At 53.6% G+C, this 18,147-nt stretch carries 17 protein-coding genes; 8 read left to right on the top strand and 9 right to left on the bottom strand.

What is annotated here, in order from left to right:
- Nucleotides 1–17: 17 nt before the first annotated feature.
- From PQU94_RS08200 to PQU94_RS08190, 3 genes are all read right to left on the bottom strand, one after another.
- Nucleotides 18–1,187 (bottom strand): acetyltransferase domain-containing protein, encoded by a 1,170-nt coding sequence (locus PQU94_RS08200; protein ID WP_272740977.1) that lies wholly within the window; start codon nucleotides 1,185–1,187, stop codon nucleotides 18–20.
- A gap of 368 nt (nucleotides 1,188–1,555) precedes the next feature.
- Entirely contained in the window at nucleotides 1,556–2,749 is a 1,194-nt protein-coding gene (locus PQU94_RS08195) for an MFS transporter (protein WP_272740976.1), read from the bottom strand.
- Nucleotides 2,750–3,428: 679 nt separating this feature from the next.
- The gene (locus PQU94_RS08190) at nucleotides 3,429–4,367 is read right to left on the bottom strand and encodes an alpha/beta fold hydrolase (protein WP_272740975.1); all 939 of its coding nucleotides are present in this window, start codon (nucleotides 4,365–4,367) and stop codon (nucleotides 3,429–3,431) included.
- Nucleotides 4,368–4,995: 628 nt separating this feature from the next.
- Here PQU94_RS08190 and PQU94_RS08185 point away from each other — a divergent pair.
- The 7 genes from PQU94_RS08185 (at nucleotide 4,996) to PQU94_RS08155 (ending at nucleotide 8,731) form a co-directional block, all read left to right on the top strand.
- On the top strand, nucleotides 4,996–5,202 hold the full coding sequence (locus tag PQU94_RS08185; protein WP_272740974.1) for a DUF1737 domain-containing protein: 207 nt from the start codon (nucleotides 4,996–4,998) through the stop codon (nucleotides 5,200–5,202).
- A gap of 39 nt (nucleotides 5,203–5,241) precedes the next feature.
- Nucleotides 5,242–5,967, top strand: coding sequence for a DUF899 domain-containing protein (locus tag PQU94_RS08180; protein WP_272740973.1), 726 nt, complete (start codon nucleotides 5,242–5,244; stop codon nucleotides 5,965–5,967).
- Between the two features lie 38 nt (nucleotides 5,968–6,005).
- Nucleotides 6,006–6,335 carry an ArsR/SmtB family transcription factor gene (locus PQU94_RS08175; protein WP_272740972.1) on the top strand — a complete coding sequence of 110 codons (330 nt, stop codon included), beginning with the start codon at nucleotides 6,006–6,008 and terminating at the stop codon, nucleotides 6,333–6,335.
- The gene (locus tag PQU94_RS08170; protein ID WP_272740971.1) at nucleotides 6,332–6,802 is read left to right on the top strand and encodes an SRPBCC family protein; all 471 of its coding nucleotides are present in this window, start codon (nucleotides 6,332–6,334) and stop codon (nucleotides 6,800–6,802) included. Before PQU94_RS08175 ends, PQU94_RS08170 begins: the two co-directional genes overlap by 4 nt.
- Before the next feature lie 2 nt (nucleotides 6,803–6,804).
- Nucleotides 6,805–7,347: a GNAT family N-acetyltransferase gene (locus PQU94_RS08165; RefSeq protein ID WP_272740970.1), complete on the top strand. Its 543-nt coding sequence runs from the start codon at nucleotides 6,805–6,807 to the stop codon at nucleotides 7,345–7,347.
- 123 nt (nucleotides 7,348–7,470) lie between these two features.
- Complete coding sequence (locus PQU94_RS08160) at nucleotides 7,471–8,346, top strand: hypothetical protein (RefSeq protein ID WP_272740969.1); 876 nt, start codon at nucleotides 7,471–7,473, stop codon at nucleotides 8,344–8,346.
- Between the two features lie 112 nt (nucleotides 8,347–8,458).
- Nucleotides 8,459–8,731, top strand: coding sequence for a HigA family addiction module antitoxin (locus tag PQU94_RS08155; RefSeq protein WP_272741197.1), 273 nt, complete (start codon nucleotides 8,459–8,461; stop codon nucleotides 8,729–8,731).
- Between the two features lie 64 nt (nucleotides 8,732–8,795).
- Here the strand turns inward: PQU94_RS08155 and PQU94_RS08150 are convergent, their stop codons facing one another.
- From PQU94_RS08150 to PQU94_RS08140, 3 genes are all read right to left on the bottom strand, one after another.
- Nucleotides 8,796–9,260 carry an SOS response-associated peptidase family protein gene (locus PQU94_RS08150; protein WP_272740968.1) on the bottom strand — a complete coding sequence of 155 codons (465 nt, stop codon included), beginning with the start codon at nucleotides 9,258–9,260 and terminating at the stop codon, nucleotides 8,796–8,798.
- A gap of 336 nt (nucleotides 9,261–9,596) precedes the next feature.
- Nucleotides 9,597–9,890 (bottom strand): hypothetical protein, encoded by a 294-nt coding sequence (locus PQU94_RS08145; RefSeq protein ID WP_272740967.1) that lies wholly within the window; start codon nucleotides 9,888–9,890, stop codon nucleotides 9,597–9,599.
- Between the two features lie 30 nt (nucleotides 9,891–9,920).
- Complete coding sequence (locus PQU94_RS08140) at nucleotides 9,921–10,214, bottom strand: hypothetical protein (RefSeq protein WP_272740966.1); 294 nt, start codon at nucleotides 10,212–10,214, stop codon at nucleotides 9,921–9,923.
- A 516-nt stretch (nucleotides 10,215–10,730) separates the two neighbouring features.
- Between PQU94_RS08140 and PQU94_RS08135 the strand changes: the two genes are divergently transcribed.
- The gene (locus PQU94_RS08135) at nucleotides 10,731–11,486 is read left to right on the top strand and encodes a tyrosine-type recombinase/integrase (protein ID WP_272740965.1); all 756 of its coding nucleotides are present in this window, start codon (nucleotides 10,731–10,733) and stop codon (nucleotides 11,484–11,486) included.
- Nucleotides 11,487–11,553: 67 nt separating this feature from the next.
- Here PQU94_RS08135 and PQU94_RS08130 read toward each other — a convergent pair whose 3' ends face one another.
- From PQU94_RS08130 to PQU94_RS08120, 3 genes are all read right to left on the bottom strand, one after another.
- Nucleotides 11,554–14,076: a hypothetical protein gene (locus tag PQU94_RS08130; RefSeq protein WP_272740964.1), complete on the bottom strand. Its 2,523-nt coding sequence runs from the start codon at nucleotides 14,074–14,076 to the stop codon at nucleotides 11,554–11,556.
- Nucleotides 14,077–14,223: 147 nt separating this feature from the next.
- The gene (locus PQU94_RS08125; RefSeq protein WP_272740963.1) at nucleotides 14,224–16,923 is read right to left on the bottom strand and encodes a TrlF family AAA-like ATPase; all 2,700 of its coding nucleotides are present in this window, start codon (nucleotides 16,921–16,923) and stop codon (nucleotides 14,224–14,226) included.
- Between the two features lie 68 nt (nucleotides 16,924–16,991).
- A complete protein-coding gene (locus PQU94_RS08120; RefSeq protein WP_272740962.1) occupies nucleotides 16,992–17,642 on the bottom strand; it encodes a hypothetical protein in 651 nt (216 codons plus the stop codon).
- Nucleotides 17,643–18,147: the final 505 nt, after the last annotated feature.

The following is an 18,147-nucleotide window of genomic DNA, read 5'->3' as shown; positions in this document are numbered from 1 at the left end:
TTCCTCCAGTTGTGCGATCAAAGATAGCTATGCCACCACTGCTTATGCGCAGTGCGGTGGCGTTCAAAAGCTCGGGAAAGCGGATATAGGGCGGCAAGAACCCCAAGCCACACCAAAAGGGTAAGCGATAGGGGCAGACCCCAGTTGGCTTCGATTAGGGCCTTCGGGCCCGAGATGTAGTTTGTAAAAGCACTAGCTGGCAGTCCCTGGGACAACCCTATGAGCAGCGCAGCGCCGTGTGCGATATAGACGTGCAGCAGGTAGGTGAACATGGGAGTTCGCCCAAACGCCAGCAGCGGCTTCTGCAATAGCGTTGGGAGATGTTGAAGACCAAGGCTGATCGTCAGGGAAACCCCTAGGGTCAACAGGACATAGTCGAGAGACGGCGGATACTTGTTCACATTGATGAAAGACAGGAAGGTAAAGATGTTATCCTTCTGCTGCGACCAGGGAACTGGGTCGCCATAACCATTTGCCATCCGGATAAGGATAAAGGCCAAGATGGCCGTTGCCGCCACGCCGGCAATTCCCCGGTTCCGAGCCTCTGGCTTCTGATTGAACATGGGCCCCAGCGCATAACCTAGACAAACTATCCCGAACCACGGGATAACGGGATAGACGACGATGCCAGGGAGAGGCGACAGTGCCCCTGGCGCCATGGCGAGGTTCCACAAGATTTGTAGGTCGCCGCCCTGAGGCGCCAGCCCTACAAACAGCGCATGGCCGAAACAGATCGCAACGCCAATCATACCCACGATCGCTCGTGGTAGATGCACCAGGCCAGAAATGAGGATCATGCTCATGCCGAGTGCCCAAATCACTTGAAGGAAAATGAAAGGGCCGCCGAAATTGAAGCCGAAACCTATGAGGGTTAGTTCAAGAAAAACCAACCAAAGCCCGCGGGTGATGAGGTGCTTCGATAGGCGCCATCCTGTTTTCCCGCCAGCTTTCTGCAGAAAGATGGATACGCCGGCCAAGAAAGCGAAGGTGGGCGCACACAGGTGGGTTATCCACCTAACGAAGAATAAGAATGGGTAGGTCTTTGTCAGGTCGGCCGGATTGAAAACCAATGCATCGTGATGCACGAAGTCGCGCGTATGGTCTAAGATCATCAGGCAGATGACAAGACCGCGCAGAAGGTCGATTACGGCAATACGCGACCTGATGTCTTCTTGCTTCCGATCCATTTTTATTGGCCCGCCGGATTATGGTGTCATCGCACACGATCACGATTTCTTTGCGTTCTCGACTGCCTATCGATGAATAGCCAGTTTGAGACGATGAAGCGCCGCATCGGGACCTTGTAATTATTCGGCAGTTCGGTACATTTCAGTGGTGTTCAACATTCGAGAGGAGGTGGTCTGATGTCTCATTGTCAAATGCCGGAAGCGGTACAACAAACGAGCTCAACCTTCGCCGGCGATAGTAAGCTCGTTTAATTCTGTCCGCATAACCGGACGACAATGGAAGGGTCGCTCAATTGAGCGGCCCTTTATTGCTTTTGCATGATAGGGGTGATGCGGTCCGATAAGTCGAGTTACTCCACCCTAGGCCTTCATGACTTGAGCGGCTTGGGGCCAAGTGCAAGGGCGAGTGCGGCCCCAAGACACATGCCGGCCGCAGTATAAACGATCGCCCCCGTGGCGCCGAACCGGTCAACCATCAGGCCGCCAAGGATGGCTCCGCTTGCAATTGCGATTTGAAAGGCAGAGACAAGTAAACCGCCCGCCCCTTCAGCCTGGTCCGGTGCTGCGCGCACGATCCACGTCTGGAAGCCGACGGGAAAGGCACTAAACGCAAAGCCCCACATCGCAATCGCAACGCTAACCGCGAGACCGGATGTTGGAACCAAAATCAGAACTAAAGACGTTACAACAACGATACAGGCGCCTAATCCAATGGCCCATTTCTCGCTTCGCTCGGCGATAAAGCCGCCTGCAATATTTCCGAGAAATCCGCCAATGCCGAAGGCGAACAGCACGTAGGATACGGAATTCACATCGAAATGTGCGACGTTGTCGAGAAACGGCCGGATGTAGGTAAAGCCAGCGAAGTGGCCGGAGGCGACCAACAGAACGATCATAAGCGCTGTTCGCACATTTGGACGATTCAGGAGTTCGCCTAGCGTCTGAAGGTTGGGATTGTCGATTGACGGAAGTTTAGGGATCGCGAAAATCTGAATACCAAACGCGACGACGCTCAAAATGGCTGCAGCGCCAAAGGCTGTTCGCCAGCCCCATTCCGCACCGATATAGGCACCGATCGGCGCCGCGCAAACTGTGGCGAGCGACACACCTGTCAGGATGACTGACATGGCTCTTGCGAAGAGGTGATCGGGGACCAGGCGCATCGCGAGCGCGCCAGCCATAGACCAGAATCCTCCAAGCGCAACACCTAGGAGAATCCTGGCGCCCAGGAGAATTGTCAGGTCTGTTGCAACAGCTGCCAGAGCGTTGGACAGAATGAGCAAGAGCGTCAATCCGGTCATAACGAGCTTGCGATCGATACTACGGGTCACAATAGGCATCGCCGGCGCCGCAATGGCGCCAACGATCGCCGTGGCGGTTACAGCCTGTCCCGCGGAGCCATCGGACACGTGAAGGTCTGTGGAAATAGCAGTCAAAAGGCTCGCCGGCAGAAACTCTGCCGTCACCAACCCGAACACCCCTAGCCCAAGAGATGCGACTGCGATCCATTGGGCTTCATTAGGCGAGGGGGCGGCTGAAGTGGCTTGGTCTGGGTGGGTCATATGTCACCTTGCTGGGGATGACGCACAGTACGCATTGCAGCTTGTGCTTTATATGGTAGCAATTCCCGTATCTCTGACTTTTCGTCCGTAAGGTTTCTATCGGTCCAGCTCTGATCCGCGGCATGCCTACAGCTTTTGGTCTGAACAGCAGCAGAAATAAGCGGTGTCGAAGCGGATCTGCCCTGCGAGAACTGGATGGCTGAGAAGACTGTGCAGTTATTGGTGGCGGGTCTCGGACGGCTTATCCCATCCCGCGTTGTCCCGGCACTTTGGCAATGTGCAACGGCGCCGTGAGTACCTCGTCGACATTTAGGTCATCTAAGGCGCCGAGTTGGACCGTTAGGAAGGCTCCACCAATCTCTTCGATGTATCCTCGATCATAGGTACGGACATCGCATTTAGGGCAAAAATGATGCGGGCCCGATTTCGTTCCGAAAGAGCAAGCGGCCAAGGTTGCGTGACCGGTGAGGAGCCGGAAAGCATCCAGTTTAATAGCCTCGGTCCATGAACGTCCCTTTGTACAGATTGAGCAATTGCACGTCCCCATACCTTTGCAGAAGTCGACGTTTGCGACGAATGTGACCGCTCCACGGTGACAGCTGCCCTTGTATGTCTTGAGTATGGGTTCTCCATAACCTGATCCATGCAAATTCTTAAGGGCGCTGGTACCTTCGCCACGTCAGCTCCAAAGAGCGGTAAGTTCGGCGGTCAGCTGCGCAGGGTACTCTTCCGCGAAGAAGAGTTTCGCGCCATCGATGCGGCGCACGCCCCTTGAGTTCCTGAACAGACCATCGAGGTAAGCCGGACTGTCTTGGCGGAATACCGTGTCCCCTGTCCCCCAGACTATCCGAACGGGAGTGTCGACCTGGCGCAGCTTGGTTTCGATTCCCGCCAGTGAGTTATCTTCTAGCGCCAGAAGATAGGCATTGGCGCCCGCGCGGTTGGCTACCAATGGCGCAAGATACATTTCGATCGTTGCGTCTTTTACCTCGTGCGGCCTTGTGAAAGTAGCTCCGATGAGGCCTTGAGGCGATCGCGCCTTTGCCTTGTCTGCTAGGGAAGGGCCAAGGTAGTACTTTATGAACGTGTCGGTTCGCGCCAGCTCAATCAGAGGCACTAGCTGAGGAGGCGGACAGTCCTTCTCGGTGTCACAATTGGTCAGCAAAAGCGTGCGGACACGACCGGGGTTGTTGACGAGGAAAAGCTGTGCGACCGCGCCGCCAGAGTCATTTGCGATAAGATCGACCGAGTCTATTTTGAGCGTGTCGAGGAGCTCGGCTAGCATCGCGGCCTGATCGCTCGGCGTCACCGATTGCATCGAATTCACCCGCGTGGCGCCCACTCCGAGAAAATCGGGAGCTATGCAATGGCGTAGAGGCGAAAGCGCAGACAGTTGATGACGCCATTGATAGCCATTCAGGGGAAAGCCGTGAAGGAAAAGAGCGGCTTGCCCCTTGCCTGTTTCGTAATAGGCTATGTCGCCAAAACGCGTTCGGGCAAACTTTTGTCCTTTGGAAAAATCCGCAGGGCTCAAGACTGGTGTGCTTGTATGCGCATAGCTGCTCGTGGCCAGTCCAGCCATCGCTATTGCAGAGGAAAGGAACGTACGGCGTTTCATATGAATCTCCGGCTTATAGCCTTGATCTCAAAAACACCTTCGCACAGCGAATGCTAAGCGCCGGCTTGCCGGATGTTTGCGATGAACGGGGAACTCTTTTGCAATAAATTTAGATGTCGCTATCTCGACCTCAGCATCGGGGTTCTACAATATCGGCCAAGACCACGATTCTACTGGGTGCATTTATCGGCGCGCCGGGTACCGCGTTATTGTTGATTGGCGCCGATATTGGCTCCTCATATATTCTAGTTGTTCCCGGCCTCCTTTTATCGGGTTTGGGGCAGGGGATTGTTTGGACAGGGATGTGGATTATTGCCGCCACCGGCGTGCCTGCCGAGGATCAAGGCATTGCGTCTGGGATGGCGTCCACAGCGCTAAGCGTCGGTAATGGTGTCGGGCTAGCGGTCCTCATCGCGGCAGCAAATGGCGTTTCGGCAACTCACACCTTGGCACCATCGCACTCCGGCATGGTGAGTGGAATTCAACTCGCCGTTTGGCTCATAACTGCGGGCATTGGTCTCACAGCGGTTGCAGCGGCTCTATTGCCTGCCAGAATTAAAAGCTGACATGTCTCGTTTGTCGCAGCGCTCAAATGAGCCGAATGCGGCCACCACGGCAGTGATGCAGAATGATCGCCTATCGCTTCATTACCGGACCTGATGACGCCGAGTTCTGTGCCCGGGTTACCGCCCTCCTCAACAACGGGTGGGACCTCGCTGGCCCCGCGGCGATGACCTTCGACCAGGCCACCCGCCGCGTTTTGTGTGGGCAGCCCATGCTGAAGGATATCCCCGACATAGTGTACAGCACCGGGTTGGATCTCTCGGCATTATGAACCTGGAACCGCCTATCTTCTGAAACCGAAGGACCGGACATGCCGCGACATGAAATTGTATCCCACGATGAGTGGCTCAAATGCCGTCTCGATTTGCTGGTGCACGAGAAGGAGGCCACCAAGTCCCTTGAAGACTTGGCGCGTAAGCGGCGTCAAATGCCTTGGGAGCGGGTCGAGCAGGAGTACCTTTTCGACACGGCGTCAGGCCCAAGGACGCTTGCAGAGCTATTTGAGGGACGTAGTCAGCTGATCGTCTATCACTTCATGTTTGCGCCAGATTGGGAGCAGGGATGCAAATCATGTTCATTCTGGGCCGATAATTTCAATGGCACAACTGTTCACTTAAACCAAAGAGATGTGACCTTTACGGCCATATCTCGCGCGCCACTCTCAAAGCTCTTGGCGTACCGGGATCGAATGCAATGGAGTTTTCCCTGGGCATCCTCTGGAGGCAATGCCTTCAACTACGATTTTCACGTCTCCTTCACCGCTGAAGAGGTTGCTTCGGGGGAGGTCTATTACAATTATGGTGTGCGGGAAATCGGCACGACTGATGAGCAGGGTATCAGTATATTCTATCGGGATCCCGACACTGGAGCCGTTTACCACACGTACTCCAGTCACGGCCGCGGCATCGACATTGTAAACGGCGCTTACCAGTTCCTTGACATGACACCCAAGGGGCGCGACGAGGACCATTTTGATTTTTCCATGAGCTGGTTGCGGAGGCACGACCAATACCCACCCCAAGGCGAAACATATTAGTATTGACTTATTTTATTAGAATTCGCTAATATGTGCTCATGCATTCAGTCTCGCAAATAGACACCGTTATACGGGCTCTTTCTGATCCAACACGCAGGATCATATTCGAACGCGTTGTCGGGAAGAGCGAGATGACTGTTGGCGAACTCACCGATGGGAGCGGCGTGACACAGGGCGCGATCTCCCAGCATTTGAAGCACTTGAAACAAGCCGGGTTAGTGGCCGAGCGTCCTGCGGGGCGGAAGGTTTACTATCGCGCGACGCCGGATGGCCTTCAACCTCTGGCAGACTGGATTTGTCACTACGACGTTTTTTGGCGCGATCGTTTCAACGCATTGCGCAGCTTATTAAAGGAGATAGACCAATGAACGGAGTGTCGCTCAAATCCGAAACCAAGGATATCGTGGTCGACGAGACCTTTCCGCATTCCGCTGCATCGTTATGGCGAGCATTGACGACGCCCGAACTAATGGGCCGTTGGCTGATGACCCCTGCCGATTTCGAGCCCATTCAGGGTAAGCGCTTCACCTACCAGACGACCGCCAAAGGGCAGTGGGATGGACAGATCAATTGTGAGGTCCTTGAGGCCGTTCCTAATGAAAGGCTTTCTTTCTCATGGAAGGGCGGGCATGAAACAAATGAAGGTTACGGCTCTCGTCTCGAAACGACAGTGACCTTTACCATTACACCGACAGAAGAGGGCAGCCGCCTTCAACTTGTTCACGCGGGGTTTGAGCTGCCCAAGAACGAGGTGGCGTTCACTGGCATGGGTTCTGGGTGGCCCGACGTCTTGCGGAAAATAGGCGCAGTCGCCGGGACAAACGAAGCGCTCTAGGGGTGGTCTTTCGTCCAACGCTCCGAACTGCCCGGCTTACGCTGCGGCCACATATTTTGGCTGACTTCCCGGCAATGTGCACTATGTATTCGGACCCGCTGTTTCTACGCTTCGTCAACGCACCGCCCCAGACAGGTGAAGAGGTCTGGAATCGACTCCTAAGGTACATGGGACACTGGGCTGCTTTCGATCGAGGTTTGTTTGCTATCGTCGAGAACGACACGGGCGAATTTGTGGGTGAAACCGGATTTGCAAACTTCCACCGTGAAATCAGCCCAGACTTTGATCCCTTCCCGGAGGCAGCATGGGCGCTCAAGTCGAGCGCCCAGGGAAAGGGCTATGCTCGCGAAGCCGTAAGGGTTGCTCACGCCTGGTTCGACAAGGTGTATTCCGAACGTACAGTGTGCATCATCGATGGTGCAAATGCACCCTCACAAAAAATCGCTGCCGAGCTTGGCTACCGACCTTTTGGAGTCGCGGGTTACAAGGGTAAGGACGTTAGAATGTATCAGCGCACCGCCGTCAGTAAGGGCAGCAGTAAATAGTCCGCGCAAACGTTTTGATCGAAAGGTCTAAGGCTAGAGCGCGACGGCGCGGGAGCACTTGGTCTGAGTAGCTGTCACCTATCGCTGGCTAGCTCTTAGGAGTCTGAAGAACGCCCTTATGTCTTGGACCAGCAAATCGAACTGCTCATTGCCCGCGAATTTTGCAAAGCTGTGCCGATGGTGTCGATGCTGCTGGCGGTAAATAGCCACGCTGAGTTGTCGATGCGCGACCTTTTCAACGCGGAGCAAACAGACCAGAGAAGCCTGAATATTCGTATGTCTGCCGCGCGTATCGCCGAACAGGCGCAGGCGCAGCTTTGTTTCAACGACGGCATAGACCCGCGCCGTATCCGCGAAGCGATAGAAGCCGAACTCACCCGGCAATGTCAGAAAGATGGGATTGAGGCATCGCCGCGCGATGTTCGCCGAACGATCAATCTGGCGATCCTGCGCCAGCCGCAGGCGTTGAAAGAGGCGGTCCGTGTCGCGCAGAGCCTTCATATTCGCAGCGAAAACATCGAACCTATCCCTGAAATGCTGTTCGGCCCGAAAGACGCGGAAAGGGCTAGGAAAGGCGCTTACGGGGCGTTTCTGGGGCGTTTCAACCGCCCGGAGCTGGCCTTTGCGAAGATGCTCGAAAATGACGATACCGGGCGCATCAAGTGGTGGCTCAGGAACCCTGAGAATGAGAAGTGGGCAACGCGGCTGATCCTGCCGACAGGTAAACGTTTTTTCCCGGACTTCGTCGTCGGCGTGGCGGGACGAAACACACCCGACAATATCGCCCTTGTCGAGATCAAGGATGACGGGGATACCGGGCGTCTACAATCGGACAGCAATGCCATCAAAATCCGTAGCGTGCACCGCGAGTACAGAAAAGTTTTCTGGTCATTTCAGGAGCAGGACGGGGTTTTTGTGAAGGCGGTATGGAACGACTCCCATAACCGTATCTTTGGTGCCGGGCCGTTCGAGATCGGCGAAATGGTGTTCATCCAATGACAGTTCACTAATAGCGATCGTCAAGACCCTGAGGACATTAGCCTATGATCCAGGGCTGCGGTGCCATTTAATCGTCGAGCCAACGCGATCTTCTGACAAGGAAAGGTGAGTGATGGAAAGAGACTCTGCCCCACCCATCGCAATCGCTATCCCCGGAGAAATTCTACTGGAGGAATTTCTGAAGCCGATGAACATCGCGGTCGAGGCTCTTGCCGATCAAATTGGGCACGATCAATGTCTTATCGACGGTTTCATTAAAGGGCAGCATCGTCTTGAGCCCGATGTTCTCATCTCAATCGACCGCGCCCTCGGCCTGAGCGATGGCTACTGGAGCAACGTGCAAGCCCAGCACGACAACCATATGGCCAAGACCCGGTCTGAGTAGCGCGGATACGCGCATTGCGGGGGGGGGGGGGGACACCGAAGAACCGCCTTGCTACCACTGAAGACTATAGCAGATTGGCTTGAGGTTGCCCGGCATCGTCGGCCCCATCCATTTTTCCGCCTATCTTCACCACAGAAAGTGCCCCATCGGGCAATGGCCGCTGAAGCGCTTTCGCCTCAGACCACTCGGCTCGCAGCCATGATTCCCACTCGTCAGCTTCCGTCAGGATGACCGGCATGGCCTTGGGGTGGACCGCTTTGACCTCAGAATTGGGCTCGGTAGTCAAGAACCCGTAGAGGTCCGTCGTGACTTCGCCCTCTTTAAGCTTCCGCACGCTAGTCCAGTCCGGAACGTAGACGCCTGCAAAAAACGCGAGTGGTCGGTCCTCACCGAAGGCGAACCAGTGATTGGCCTTGGTGCCGCCGGCCTGATCAGGCTCGGCGAACGATGTGAAAGGCACGAGGCACCGGTTTTCGACGCCCAGCCAGCGGCGCCAATGTGGCGAGGCCGTACTCCGAACATTGGTCACGCCTCCGTCGGTCTTTTTCCCTCAAGGGCAAAAGCGGGGGACGGCAGACCCCATCGCGCCATTTGAAGCGTCCGACCTGCGGGTGTATCGCGCACTATTGGGGCCGCATAGTCGGGGTAAACGCCTGGCATAGGCGGCAGGTTTCCAGCCAGATCGAGAATGGCTCGCGTAATATCGCGGATGGCCTGCTGATTGGTGCGGACGGAGTAGGTTGCACATGAAGCGTTCCAAACTGTGAGGCCAGCCGTGTGCGCGTTAGGCCTTGGTGGGTCAGTAGGGCTGTGACCTACGTGGATACCCAATGTGGTTAAGGTCGCCGTGGCACGTAGAGGTGTCTTAACTTTCAGCGATGAACCTTAAATATTCGGCCTCGGTCTCAAATCTAGGAAACTCAAATATCTCAAGCTTTCCGTTGTCAAAGTCGTCCATAATCTTTTTCAGATCAGGGTGTGTTCGCTCAAGCTGCGCCATTATCTCTTCGCCCGTCCAGGTCCCGCTCCATTCACGGATTTCGCTTCGCTGCTGGACACGGAAAGAGCCATCACAGGCCGTCGAGAGAGGCGTTTTATACTCCGCAGGCCCGGTGCCAGTCCTGTGTAAGGCAGCCTTTTCGATGCCGATCGCGCGCATGAGTAATCCTTTCTGCGGGGCCTATGGGCTTTAACGTTCGCTAAGAAACTGAAGGATCTCGTCCTCTGTCTTGAGATCGGGCAGTTCATAGAATTCCAGAAGCCCATTATCGAAGTCATCCATGATCTTTTTGAGCCTGGGGTTCACGCGCTCAAGTTCGGCCATTATCTCTTCGCTTGTCCACGTCTCTTTCCATTCGCGTGTCTCGCTCCGCTGCGGGACATGGAAAAACGCGTCATTGGCGGTAAACAGCGGCGTTTTGTACTCCGCACCCTGGTTGCTGGCCTTCTTCAATACAGCCTTATCGATGTTGATCGCGCGCATGGGTGATCCTTTCCCCATTGAAGGTCCGCCTCTCCCGCATGATTGTCAAACGACGCAGCAACAGCCGGTGTAAAATTTATTCGATGGCGTATGTCTCAGCCAAGCCTTTGCGAAATCTGTTCTTTTCCAACTCGGACGCCTCAGTCAGGCAGTGGGGAGATAGGAAGCTGTCAGCAGCCCCGCTTGACTCTTAGGAAGACAGGGAACAAAAAGGGAACATAATTCATTGCAGTCAGAAAGGATAGAGCATGTCATGTACACCGACAGCCGATCCAGTTTTCAGGCGCTTCGGGCGCGCTTCAGTGAGGCACGGTCATTCGACCGCTGCGTCCTCCCGCTTGGTATTGACGCAATCGATGCCCGCCTTCCCGGGGGGGGCATGGTCAGAGGGGCGCTGCATGAAGTGGCCGGTGGCGCCAACGGAGCAGTAGATGGTGCCGCCGCAGCGGCCTTTGCGGCGGGTACCTTCAGGATGCTTTCATCGATAGGGGGATTGACGAGATCAGGCATGAGGATGTGGCGAAGTGGATGGTCGAGGCGGCGCGCCGCGGCTCTCCGGGCGCGGTAAACCGCGCCTTTGACCGCTTGCGCGCCGTCATGAGCAAAGCCGAGGAATGGGGCTTTCGGCCGGAAGGCAGCAACCCGTGTCACCAGGTCAAGGCCAATCCTCGACGCAAGATGGACCGCTTTCTGAACGCTCAGGAATTCGGTCGCCTCGGCTGTCCTATCGACCAAAGCCGCAAAGAAAGCCCCGCCCATGCTGCCGCGCTCATGCTGCTCTTGCTGACGGGATGCCGGAAAAACGAGATTGTCGGCCTGAAATGGCGCGAGGTACGGGGAAGCCGCATTTATCTCGATGACAGCAAGACCGGCGCGCGAACCGTGTTTGTTTGCACCCAGGGCCGCGATATTCTCGCCAATATCAAGCGCGGCAAGGCGAGCGAGTTGGTTTTCAAGGGACAATACGGCAGCCGGATCGATATCGACAACTACTGGCAGACAATCCGGCGAAAAGCCAATCTGGGGGTTATTCGACTTCACGATATCCGTCACAGTTACGCCAGCCAGGCCGCGCGGTTATCTCTACCGCTGCCGACAATTCAGCGCCTGCTTGGTCATGCACAGTTGGAAAGTACCGCGCGCTATACACATTTTGACGACAGTCATTTGGCAGACGCAGTGCAAAATGTAAGTGACTTGATTGCTGCCGCCTGTGCGATTGCAACGTCGGCAAAAAACAAATGGTCCGACGCGGTCCCAGTTGCTGATTGAGCTATGACAATGAGGGAGCGTGCAGCATCGATTGCCGATAACACTGTCAGGTTTTCACAGCTGGTGTCTACCTCTTCCTAGGCGGTCGTGGCGGACGAGCGCGTGAAGGCAATGGCCTAGACTGTTTACGGCGTGCAGGTTGGCGGTGCGCGCTAGCAAGAACCCTTGCCTTTTCGACCTCAAAATTCCTAATGCACCGATAAGTGAACATATCCTCTTCTGCCATGCCCAAGCTGAACTGCGCCTTTTCGCGTTCCTCTTCAGAATGCAAATATGTTATAAAATTTTCGACCCTGTCCAAGCGAGTTTGAACGCGCTTCACACGGTCGTTGTTCAAGAATAAAGTGTATTCTTTCTTAGCTGCTTCCACGAGGTAATTACTAACCGATTCTTCGAACACGCCAGTGTCTGTGCAAACTAGGTCCAAATATGTAAATATATGGGACAGCTCCTTGAACATATACATTCCATATCCCGTGATTTTCAAACTATCGACGTCGTCGGAATAGCTATCCAGACGATTATTTGATTCAACAAAGCCGTGCTTCAAAAGCATATCTACATTCTTTATAAAATCATCCAGCATATTAAATGTATCTAAAAAATAGCTTTTCAGTGCTGCCATTGACATGTAAGCGGCGGTCGCGCCGTCCAAATTCTTCGACAGTTTTCGCAGAATTCTTAAAGCCGTAAAATGAGATCCATTCCTATTGAATCTAAGTTGGTATATATTCGGGATGTCGCTAAGTAATTCATCGTAGAAGTAGCGAGTTGGTATCATTACAGGTTTAATAACCTGATGTATCTGGAAGTTCCAGGTGCCTGCGGCGAGCATTTCCTCGACGTTGGTGTAGCCAGACAACAAAAATGCCCTAAATAAATCGAGAGACATTCTAGTGTCTCCATGTGCACACGCAGTTAAAAAGCCGTTTAGAGGTGACCTTTCATTGTAAAATTCCCTATTAACAATTGTGAGGTACCTAGCAGCATCCTCTATAAGCGCCTTGTCGGCATCTTCAACGATATGTTGGCGCGCCCTCGGCGACGTCAGGAGGCCAGACGTGTATTCCAAACGCTTTTTAAACACCTCTGCCGGTTTTGGAGAGCTGATATGAAAGCCAGCATTTTGAAATGCATCCAGGACGCCGTGTATCTTTGAATTGTAAAAACGCTCTTCGCGCATCGATATGAGAGTTACACAGTTAAGTTCGCTTGCAATCTCTTGCGCACTTGCGAAGCAAAAATCTTGATTTTGCCCACTATACTGATCAGTGTTGTCTATAACAACGATTATACCGCAATCTTGCGATTTCCAGTATTCCATAAGGCGCGTGGCGCAATATTTCTTATCATTTTTCCAAGCTGAAACGAGTGCGTTCAGTTGTGTATTGTAAGCTTCTGAAGTCTTTGGGAGGCCATGCAACTCTTGGCGATTTGCGATATCAAACCTGTCTTTAAAAAGCTTTTCAAGGAGATCAGACCTTTCGCCCGCGAGAATATTGTCCTTATCGAGCTTAGCGACAAGTCCGCCCCAAATTCTTTCTCTGATTACATCGGGTTCCTCGGGGACCTTTAATAGATCAATAATTGCAATTACGGCGTGATCTCTAAGCCAACGCGGCGGATTGTGATGCAAAAGCCGCTTTATAAAGGTCGATTTCCCAGCACCTTTTCCCCCAAAGAGGACAAGGACCTCGCCTCTGCGTCCCTTTTTTATATTCTTTGTAAGGCGCCCGCCTAAACTTCCGCCTTTACCCGAATCTTCAAGTTGTCTGATGCCATACTCGGCGAAGTACGGAGAGAGCGAGTCTTCAATTAACGTGCGCATACCAGCAAAAGTCTGCTGGTAGTCTCTCTGTGAGACGTAGCAGCGGTCCATGAACTCGCTATCATCATCACCAATCACGCCGAAGTAATGATTTACAATTGGGCGCAATGTCGATGCTAGCTTGTTCGCGGTAATTGCGTGTGAGTAGAATGGAATCCTATCCTTAGCGTAATAAATTGTCCGGTCGTGGTTAGGGGCGCTATTTAGCAGGGAAATCAGAGACAGCCTCGAGGTAATGGAAGAATAAGATAAAGAATTGTACGCCGCCGTGTAATTCTCAGAAAAGTATTCAAGGCCTCTTATCACAAATGCATTTAGCGTCTCCCACCGCCGGCCTCGCTCGAAGGTCTTAAAAAAGATCCATTCATTACCATTAGTGACGCAGGCGTACTCGCAGCCGGTATCTTGGCAGTACGCACGTACTTGCTTCATGGCTGAGGAAATGTTCTGATCGGTCAGAAGCTTATTAATGGCGATATATGTGCAGCGTTCGCTTAAATTGACAGCATGTGGAAGTTCAAAAAAAATGCCATCACGCTTAGCTTCAATAAACAAAATTGCGTCTTCGTTGCTCTTTGTAAGAACGTAATCTGCGTATCCTGGAGCAATGTATTCTTCAACGTTCACGCGATTGCGCGGCCAAGCGAGGACGTCGTGCAAAATAAAATCTATAACTCTATGCCGAGTGTCCGCCTCATTTAGATCTCGGCCCTTTACTTCAGATATCAATGAGTGGATTTGACCGATAATGTCCGAAGCCATGCGAACCCCTATGACCTGTCTTCAACTGCGATATCTGAACTTAAATGGCCAGTTCATTCAAAAATGATTCGCGACAACGTCACATCGCGTGATGCTCTCGACATGATTGCCTACCTCAGGTCAAGTCAGTTAATCGCGATATCAAGCTCATGTGACCCCGTAAATTTTCGCTCTTCGGGTGAACGCTTCGCGGGCGCCCTCGAGTACGGCACACGCGAGGTCGCGCGTCCCGGTATCATCTATCGAGCCGCGCGACATGATCGCGGCGCGCTCATTCGTTGCCTTAAGGGTAATTATCTGCTCCGCGTCGCCAAGGACAGCGATATTTGGGTTGTGTGTTACAACGATGATCTGCCGGCGCTCTTTCGCCATCCGGAGAACCGGCACAAGAGTCTTATAGATGAATTCACCATCCAGATTGTCTTCTGGCTGGTCGATCAGCAACGGATTCGGGTTGTCTGCCGATAGCATCAGTGCGAGCAATACCGACTGTTGCTGACCAAGTGAGAGTTGATTGAACTCACGCACGGGATATTGCGCTGTTCCTGCGTCGATTGACGCTTTTGAGACTGTAAGCTTCGGCCTGTCGGATACTGGCATGGTCGCCAAATTTGCAAACGTCGCCGGATCGCCCATTCGCTCGATGATCAAGTCAGCATCCTGCCTATTAAATACCGCAATTCCCTCGGCGGTTTTTAGTGCTTGAATTGTGGCCGCGTCTTTCAGGGCAATGGCGTCTAGCAGCTTCGGCAGGGTCAATTTTTCAACGAGCACCGTAGCGCGCGGCACTTGGTTTGTTCGCCAGCCCATTTTCTCGACAATAAGTTGGCAGGCCAACGGCGAGTAGGCGTTCGGTTCAAATTTCATGGACACGTTCAGGTCGCTTAGAGCCAAACGCAACTTCGCTGTTGCGGCCGAGGCGAATGCCACGCGCTTACCTTCTACCCTCGACCTCGCCGTCCAACGGGTGGTTGCTAACTTGGTACGTTGCCGTTCCAAATCTTTCAGACGTGGCACCCATGAATTTAGGTTTGCCAGGGCCTGCGTTAATTTTGATTCCTCCTGAGCTAAGCGGTTTATATAGGCAGAATCGACCGTAACGCCTTGGCTCTCAAGAGCTCGCTTTTTTTGGTCGATTTGTGTTACCAACGCCGCTTCTTTCGCTGTCCAGTCTTGAAGAAGCTTTTGGACTGACGTACTTAGTTTTGATGAGGCTGCGCTTAAATTGGACTCTGTCCCCGTTAGGCTGGCTTCAAACTCTTCTATACTTTTCTGGATAGCTGCGAAGTCGTCGGCGCCAACCTTTAATTCAGATGGATTTGACGACGCTTTAACTCTCGTAACACTCGATTTGATCGCCCTATAGTCGAGACCGGTGCGTATCGCTTTCACTTGTTCAAGGATCGTATTTCGGACTTGCCGTTCATGTTCGAGCTGGCGGCTTGCCGCTATCAATTCCTTTGCCTGGCCATCTTGAAGGGTTTTCAATTGTTTGCGCCGCACGGCTAGGTCGCGCGTCGTTGGCTTTATTTGATCGACGTTGGCTTGGGCTTCAGCAATTTTTGTATAGATTTCCGCGAGGGCGATGCGAGCCTCTTCTTCCGTGCGCAGCTCTGCGCCGACGTTGGTAAATCGGTCCAAGTAGCTGAGAAGGGCGCCCGGGTCAGTTTGCGCTTGCTCACTGATCCTTTGGGTTTCCCCCTGACCATAGCACTCGATCGGAAGACTATCAGGGCCCTCGAAGGTGTCGAATACGTTGTAGACGAAGCCGTCTTTGCTTCGGGCAAGGCGGTGGGTGGTGCCGGTTTCGTCAATCATTTCCACTTCAACCTTGTCGGGCCAAACGTCCGAGTCGACTACCTTTGGGGCGCCGGGGTGCATGGAAAAACAGCGAAGAGCCTCGAATAGTGTGGACTTCCCTGTCCCGCGCCCACCGATCACGCAATTCAAATTCTTGTTGAAATGGACACTTTGGTCCTTGAGGAAGCCGCCGGTAAGGCGCAAGCCGCTAATGACGGGGATGTTGCGGGGGACTTCCTCTTCAATCCTGATCCTAGCGTCGCTATCCATCAAGGCGAGGCGCAACGCGTCGAATGAAAGCGATTGCATCTTGAAACGCGTCACCTTCTGGTCGCCAGACGCGTTCCGCCCCATGGCGTTTAGCGTGTGGGAGTCTGAATTGAGGACACGCGCCAGCGGGGCGTTGGCTGCATTTTTTTCCAGCCTCTGCTTGCCAAGTTGAGCACAAACTGGATCAGAATCCGACGAAGTGAGTCGAATGGTGGACGCGGCGCTTTTCAACTCAATACCTAAAAGCGCCGGATGCGATATTATGTCCGCCTTGTGCGGTGGGCCACCAGGCACTTCTATATGAAGTCCCTTAGGGCCGTCGACGTGCGCAAGCATACAGAACCCGCCTAGCGCCTGTGTCTTGGCAAGGCAGTCCGTCATGCCGTTGGTGCACCGTGAGTTCGACTGATGCCGGTCTTCGAGCGCCAATTGTGCGTGAAATCGCTTGAGGGCGTCGAGAGAAGGGAAGTAGCAAAGAAGATGGCCCTGTGGCGTCGTTAGCTCGATCGCCGGGACAACCATAACACCGGTCGAGGCGGACGCTTTCAACGCGCGCTCCACCGCGTCGATTTCATTGTGATCGGCGATGGCGATAATATCGAGCTTTTCGGCAACAGCCGTCTGAACGATGTTCTCGGGTGTTGCATTAGTGTCCGTAACGTCGTGCGAGCCGACAACTGTGTGTATGTGTAAATCGCCACGGAAAAAGCGCGCGCCATTGGTGAGTTGATAAACCTCGGCAAAATTGTCTGCCTCGATGGTTGATGACCCTTCCATATCGCCCCCAGCCTGTCGTCCTCAGTTGTATGTTTTTGTTACGCTCTTTTTTGTGGAGCCGGTAGATGCTACTTGGCCGTTTTGTTCACTTTGAATAAAGGGGGTGTCGCCGGCGCCGATGAGCCCGGTTCAGGTTTCTTGTCAGTAACTGGATTGGAGGTCGGCTCATCCCGTAGCTCTTGGGGCGACTTGGCCGGCAGCGGCGTTTCAGCTTCGAGCATATCCTTGGCGCCCAGATCGAGCGCGGCTTCAATCAAGGACGTGTAGCTAGCTTCAGTTAGCCCCGGTGTCTTAGCCTTGTAGTGCTGGCGGATGACGAAGTGCGGGTTGAATATAATGGCCGAGCTCATCGGACCGGATTTTCCCGCCATGATCCCGATAAAGCCCAGTTCTTCCAGCTTTTTCATTCTGCCGGCCCAGGTGTGTTCGCCGCGTTGTCCACCAAACCCCGAGGCGTTTGACAGTTCGGCGGGCTTGTTGATTGAGACGAAGGAATTGTCCCAAGTGGAGCACCATAGCGCCAAGTACGTCGCGCCAACCGGCGCGCCCTTAGTCATCTCGTCCATGATCTTCAAGATCAAAGGCATGGTTTTTGGGATGGTGGTGAAGCCCTTGTTGAGCTTGCGGTTCCACAGCCAGGGTTCAACATTCGGCCACAGATGGTCGCGGAGCGCCAGTTGCTTCTTGGTGATTGCGCTGACTTCTCGTACACTTGCCATGCTCTTCTCCTCAGTTGGGTTGAGCCGGGGTATGGACCCCCGGCTCGTTTCGCAATTGTGATCAACCTGTCCCTGGTGGAGGAGGAAGGTCTGCCGACCACGAAAATCAATATGAGCCGTTTATGCTTATAAATCAAAGCATTAGGCACTTACTTAAAACGGCGAAGTTTGCAGCTACGTCAAACTCCACTATTTTATTTGTAATATCAGATGGCATCTCCGACTCTCACCTGCAATGTCTGTTGCAAGAGAATCGTGAATTTGCGAGTTAATTCAACCTATTGTTTGGGCGCATGCTGTGCTGCATGTGCTCAATGTGCTGAATCCGTGCTGCATGTGCTGCACGTGCTCCCGGATGGTCCGGAAGGGTTGTGGGTAAGGGGGACGTTAGGCGTTTCGTCATGCCGACGAGGCATCAGGCCCCTTCATTTCGGACTCGTCTGCGTCCGATTCTTCTGGAAGCGCGTAAAACTCGGCCCACGGCATTGCCAGGTCTTCTAACGAA

It is taken from the genome of Asticcacaulis currens (genome assembly GCF_028550395.1).
In the GTDB taxonomy this organism is placed as follows: domain Bacteria; phylum Pseudomonadota; class Alphaproteobacteria; order Caulobacterales; family Caulobacteraceae; genus Asticcacaulis; species Asticcacaulis currens.
Note: the sequence above shows the minus strand (reverse complement) of the source record. Positions and strands in the feature narration are given on the sequence as shown.

What these genes read in the sequence shown, in the direction of transcription:
- PQU94_RS08200 (WP_272740977.1), bottom strand. Translation starts at nt 1,187, where the DNA reads ATGGATCGGAAGCAAGAAGACATCAGGTCGCGTATTGCCGTAATCGAC.
- PQU94_RS08195 (WP_272740976.1), bottom strand. Translation starts at nt 2,749, where the DNA reads ATGACCCACCCAGACCAAGCCACTTCAGCCGCCCCCTCGCCTAATGAA.
- PQU94_RS08190 (WP_272740975.1), bottom strand. Translation starts at nt 4,367, where the DNA reads ATGAAACGCCGTACGTTCCTTTCCTCTGCAATAGCGATGGCTGGACTG.
- PQU94_RS08185 (WP_272740974.1), top strand. Translation starts at nt 4,996, where the DNA reads ATGATCGCCTATCGCTTCATTACCGGACCTGATGACGCCGAGTTCTGT.
- PQU94_RS08180 (WP_272740973.1), top strand. Translation starts at nt 5,242, where the DNA reads ATGCCGCGACATGAAATTGTATCCCACGATGAGTGGCTCAAATGCCGT.
- PQU94_RS08175 (WP_272740972.1), top strand. Translation starts at nt 6,006, where the DNA reads ATGCATTCAGTCTCGCAAATAGACACCGTTATACGGGCTCTTTCTGAT.
- PQU94_RS08170 (WP_272740971.1), top strand. Translation starts at nt 6,332, where the DNA reads ATGAACGGAGTGTCGCTCAAATCCGAAACCAAGGATATCGTGGTCGAC.
- PQU94_RS08155 (WP_272741197.1), top strand. Translation starts at nt 8,459, where the DNA reads ATGGAAAGAGACTCTGCCCCACCCATCGCAATCGCTATCCCCGGAGAA.
- PQU94_RS08145 (WP_272740967.1), bottom strand. Translation starts at nt 9,890, where the DNA reads ATGCGCGCGATCGGCATCGAAAAGGCTGCCTTACACAGGACTGGCACC.
- PQU94_RS08140 (WP_272740966.1), bottom strand. Translation starts at nt 10,214, where the DNA reads ATGCGCGCGATCAACATCGATAAGGCTGTATTGAAGAAGGCCAGCAAC.
- PQU94_RS08130 (WP_272740964.1), bottom strand. Translation starts at nt 14,076, where the DNA reads ATGGCTTCGGACATTATCGGTCAAATCCACTCATTGATATCTGAAGTA.
- PQU94_RS08125 (WP_272740963.1), bottom strand. Translation starts at nt 16,923, where the DNA reads ATGGAAGGGTCATCAACCATCGAGGCAGACAATTTTGCCGAGGTTTAT.
- PQU94_RS08120 (WP_272740962.1), bottom strand. Translation starts at nt 17,642, where the DNA reads ATGGCAAGTGTACGAGAAGTCAGCGCAATCACCAAGAAGCAACTGGCG.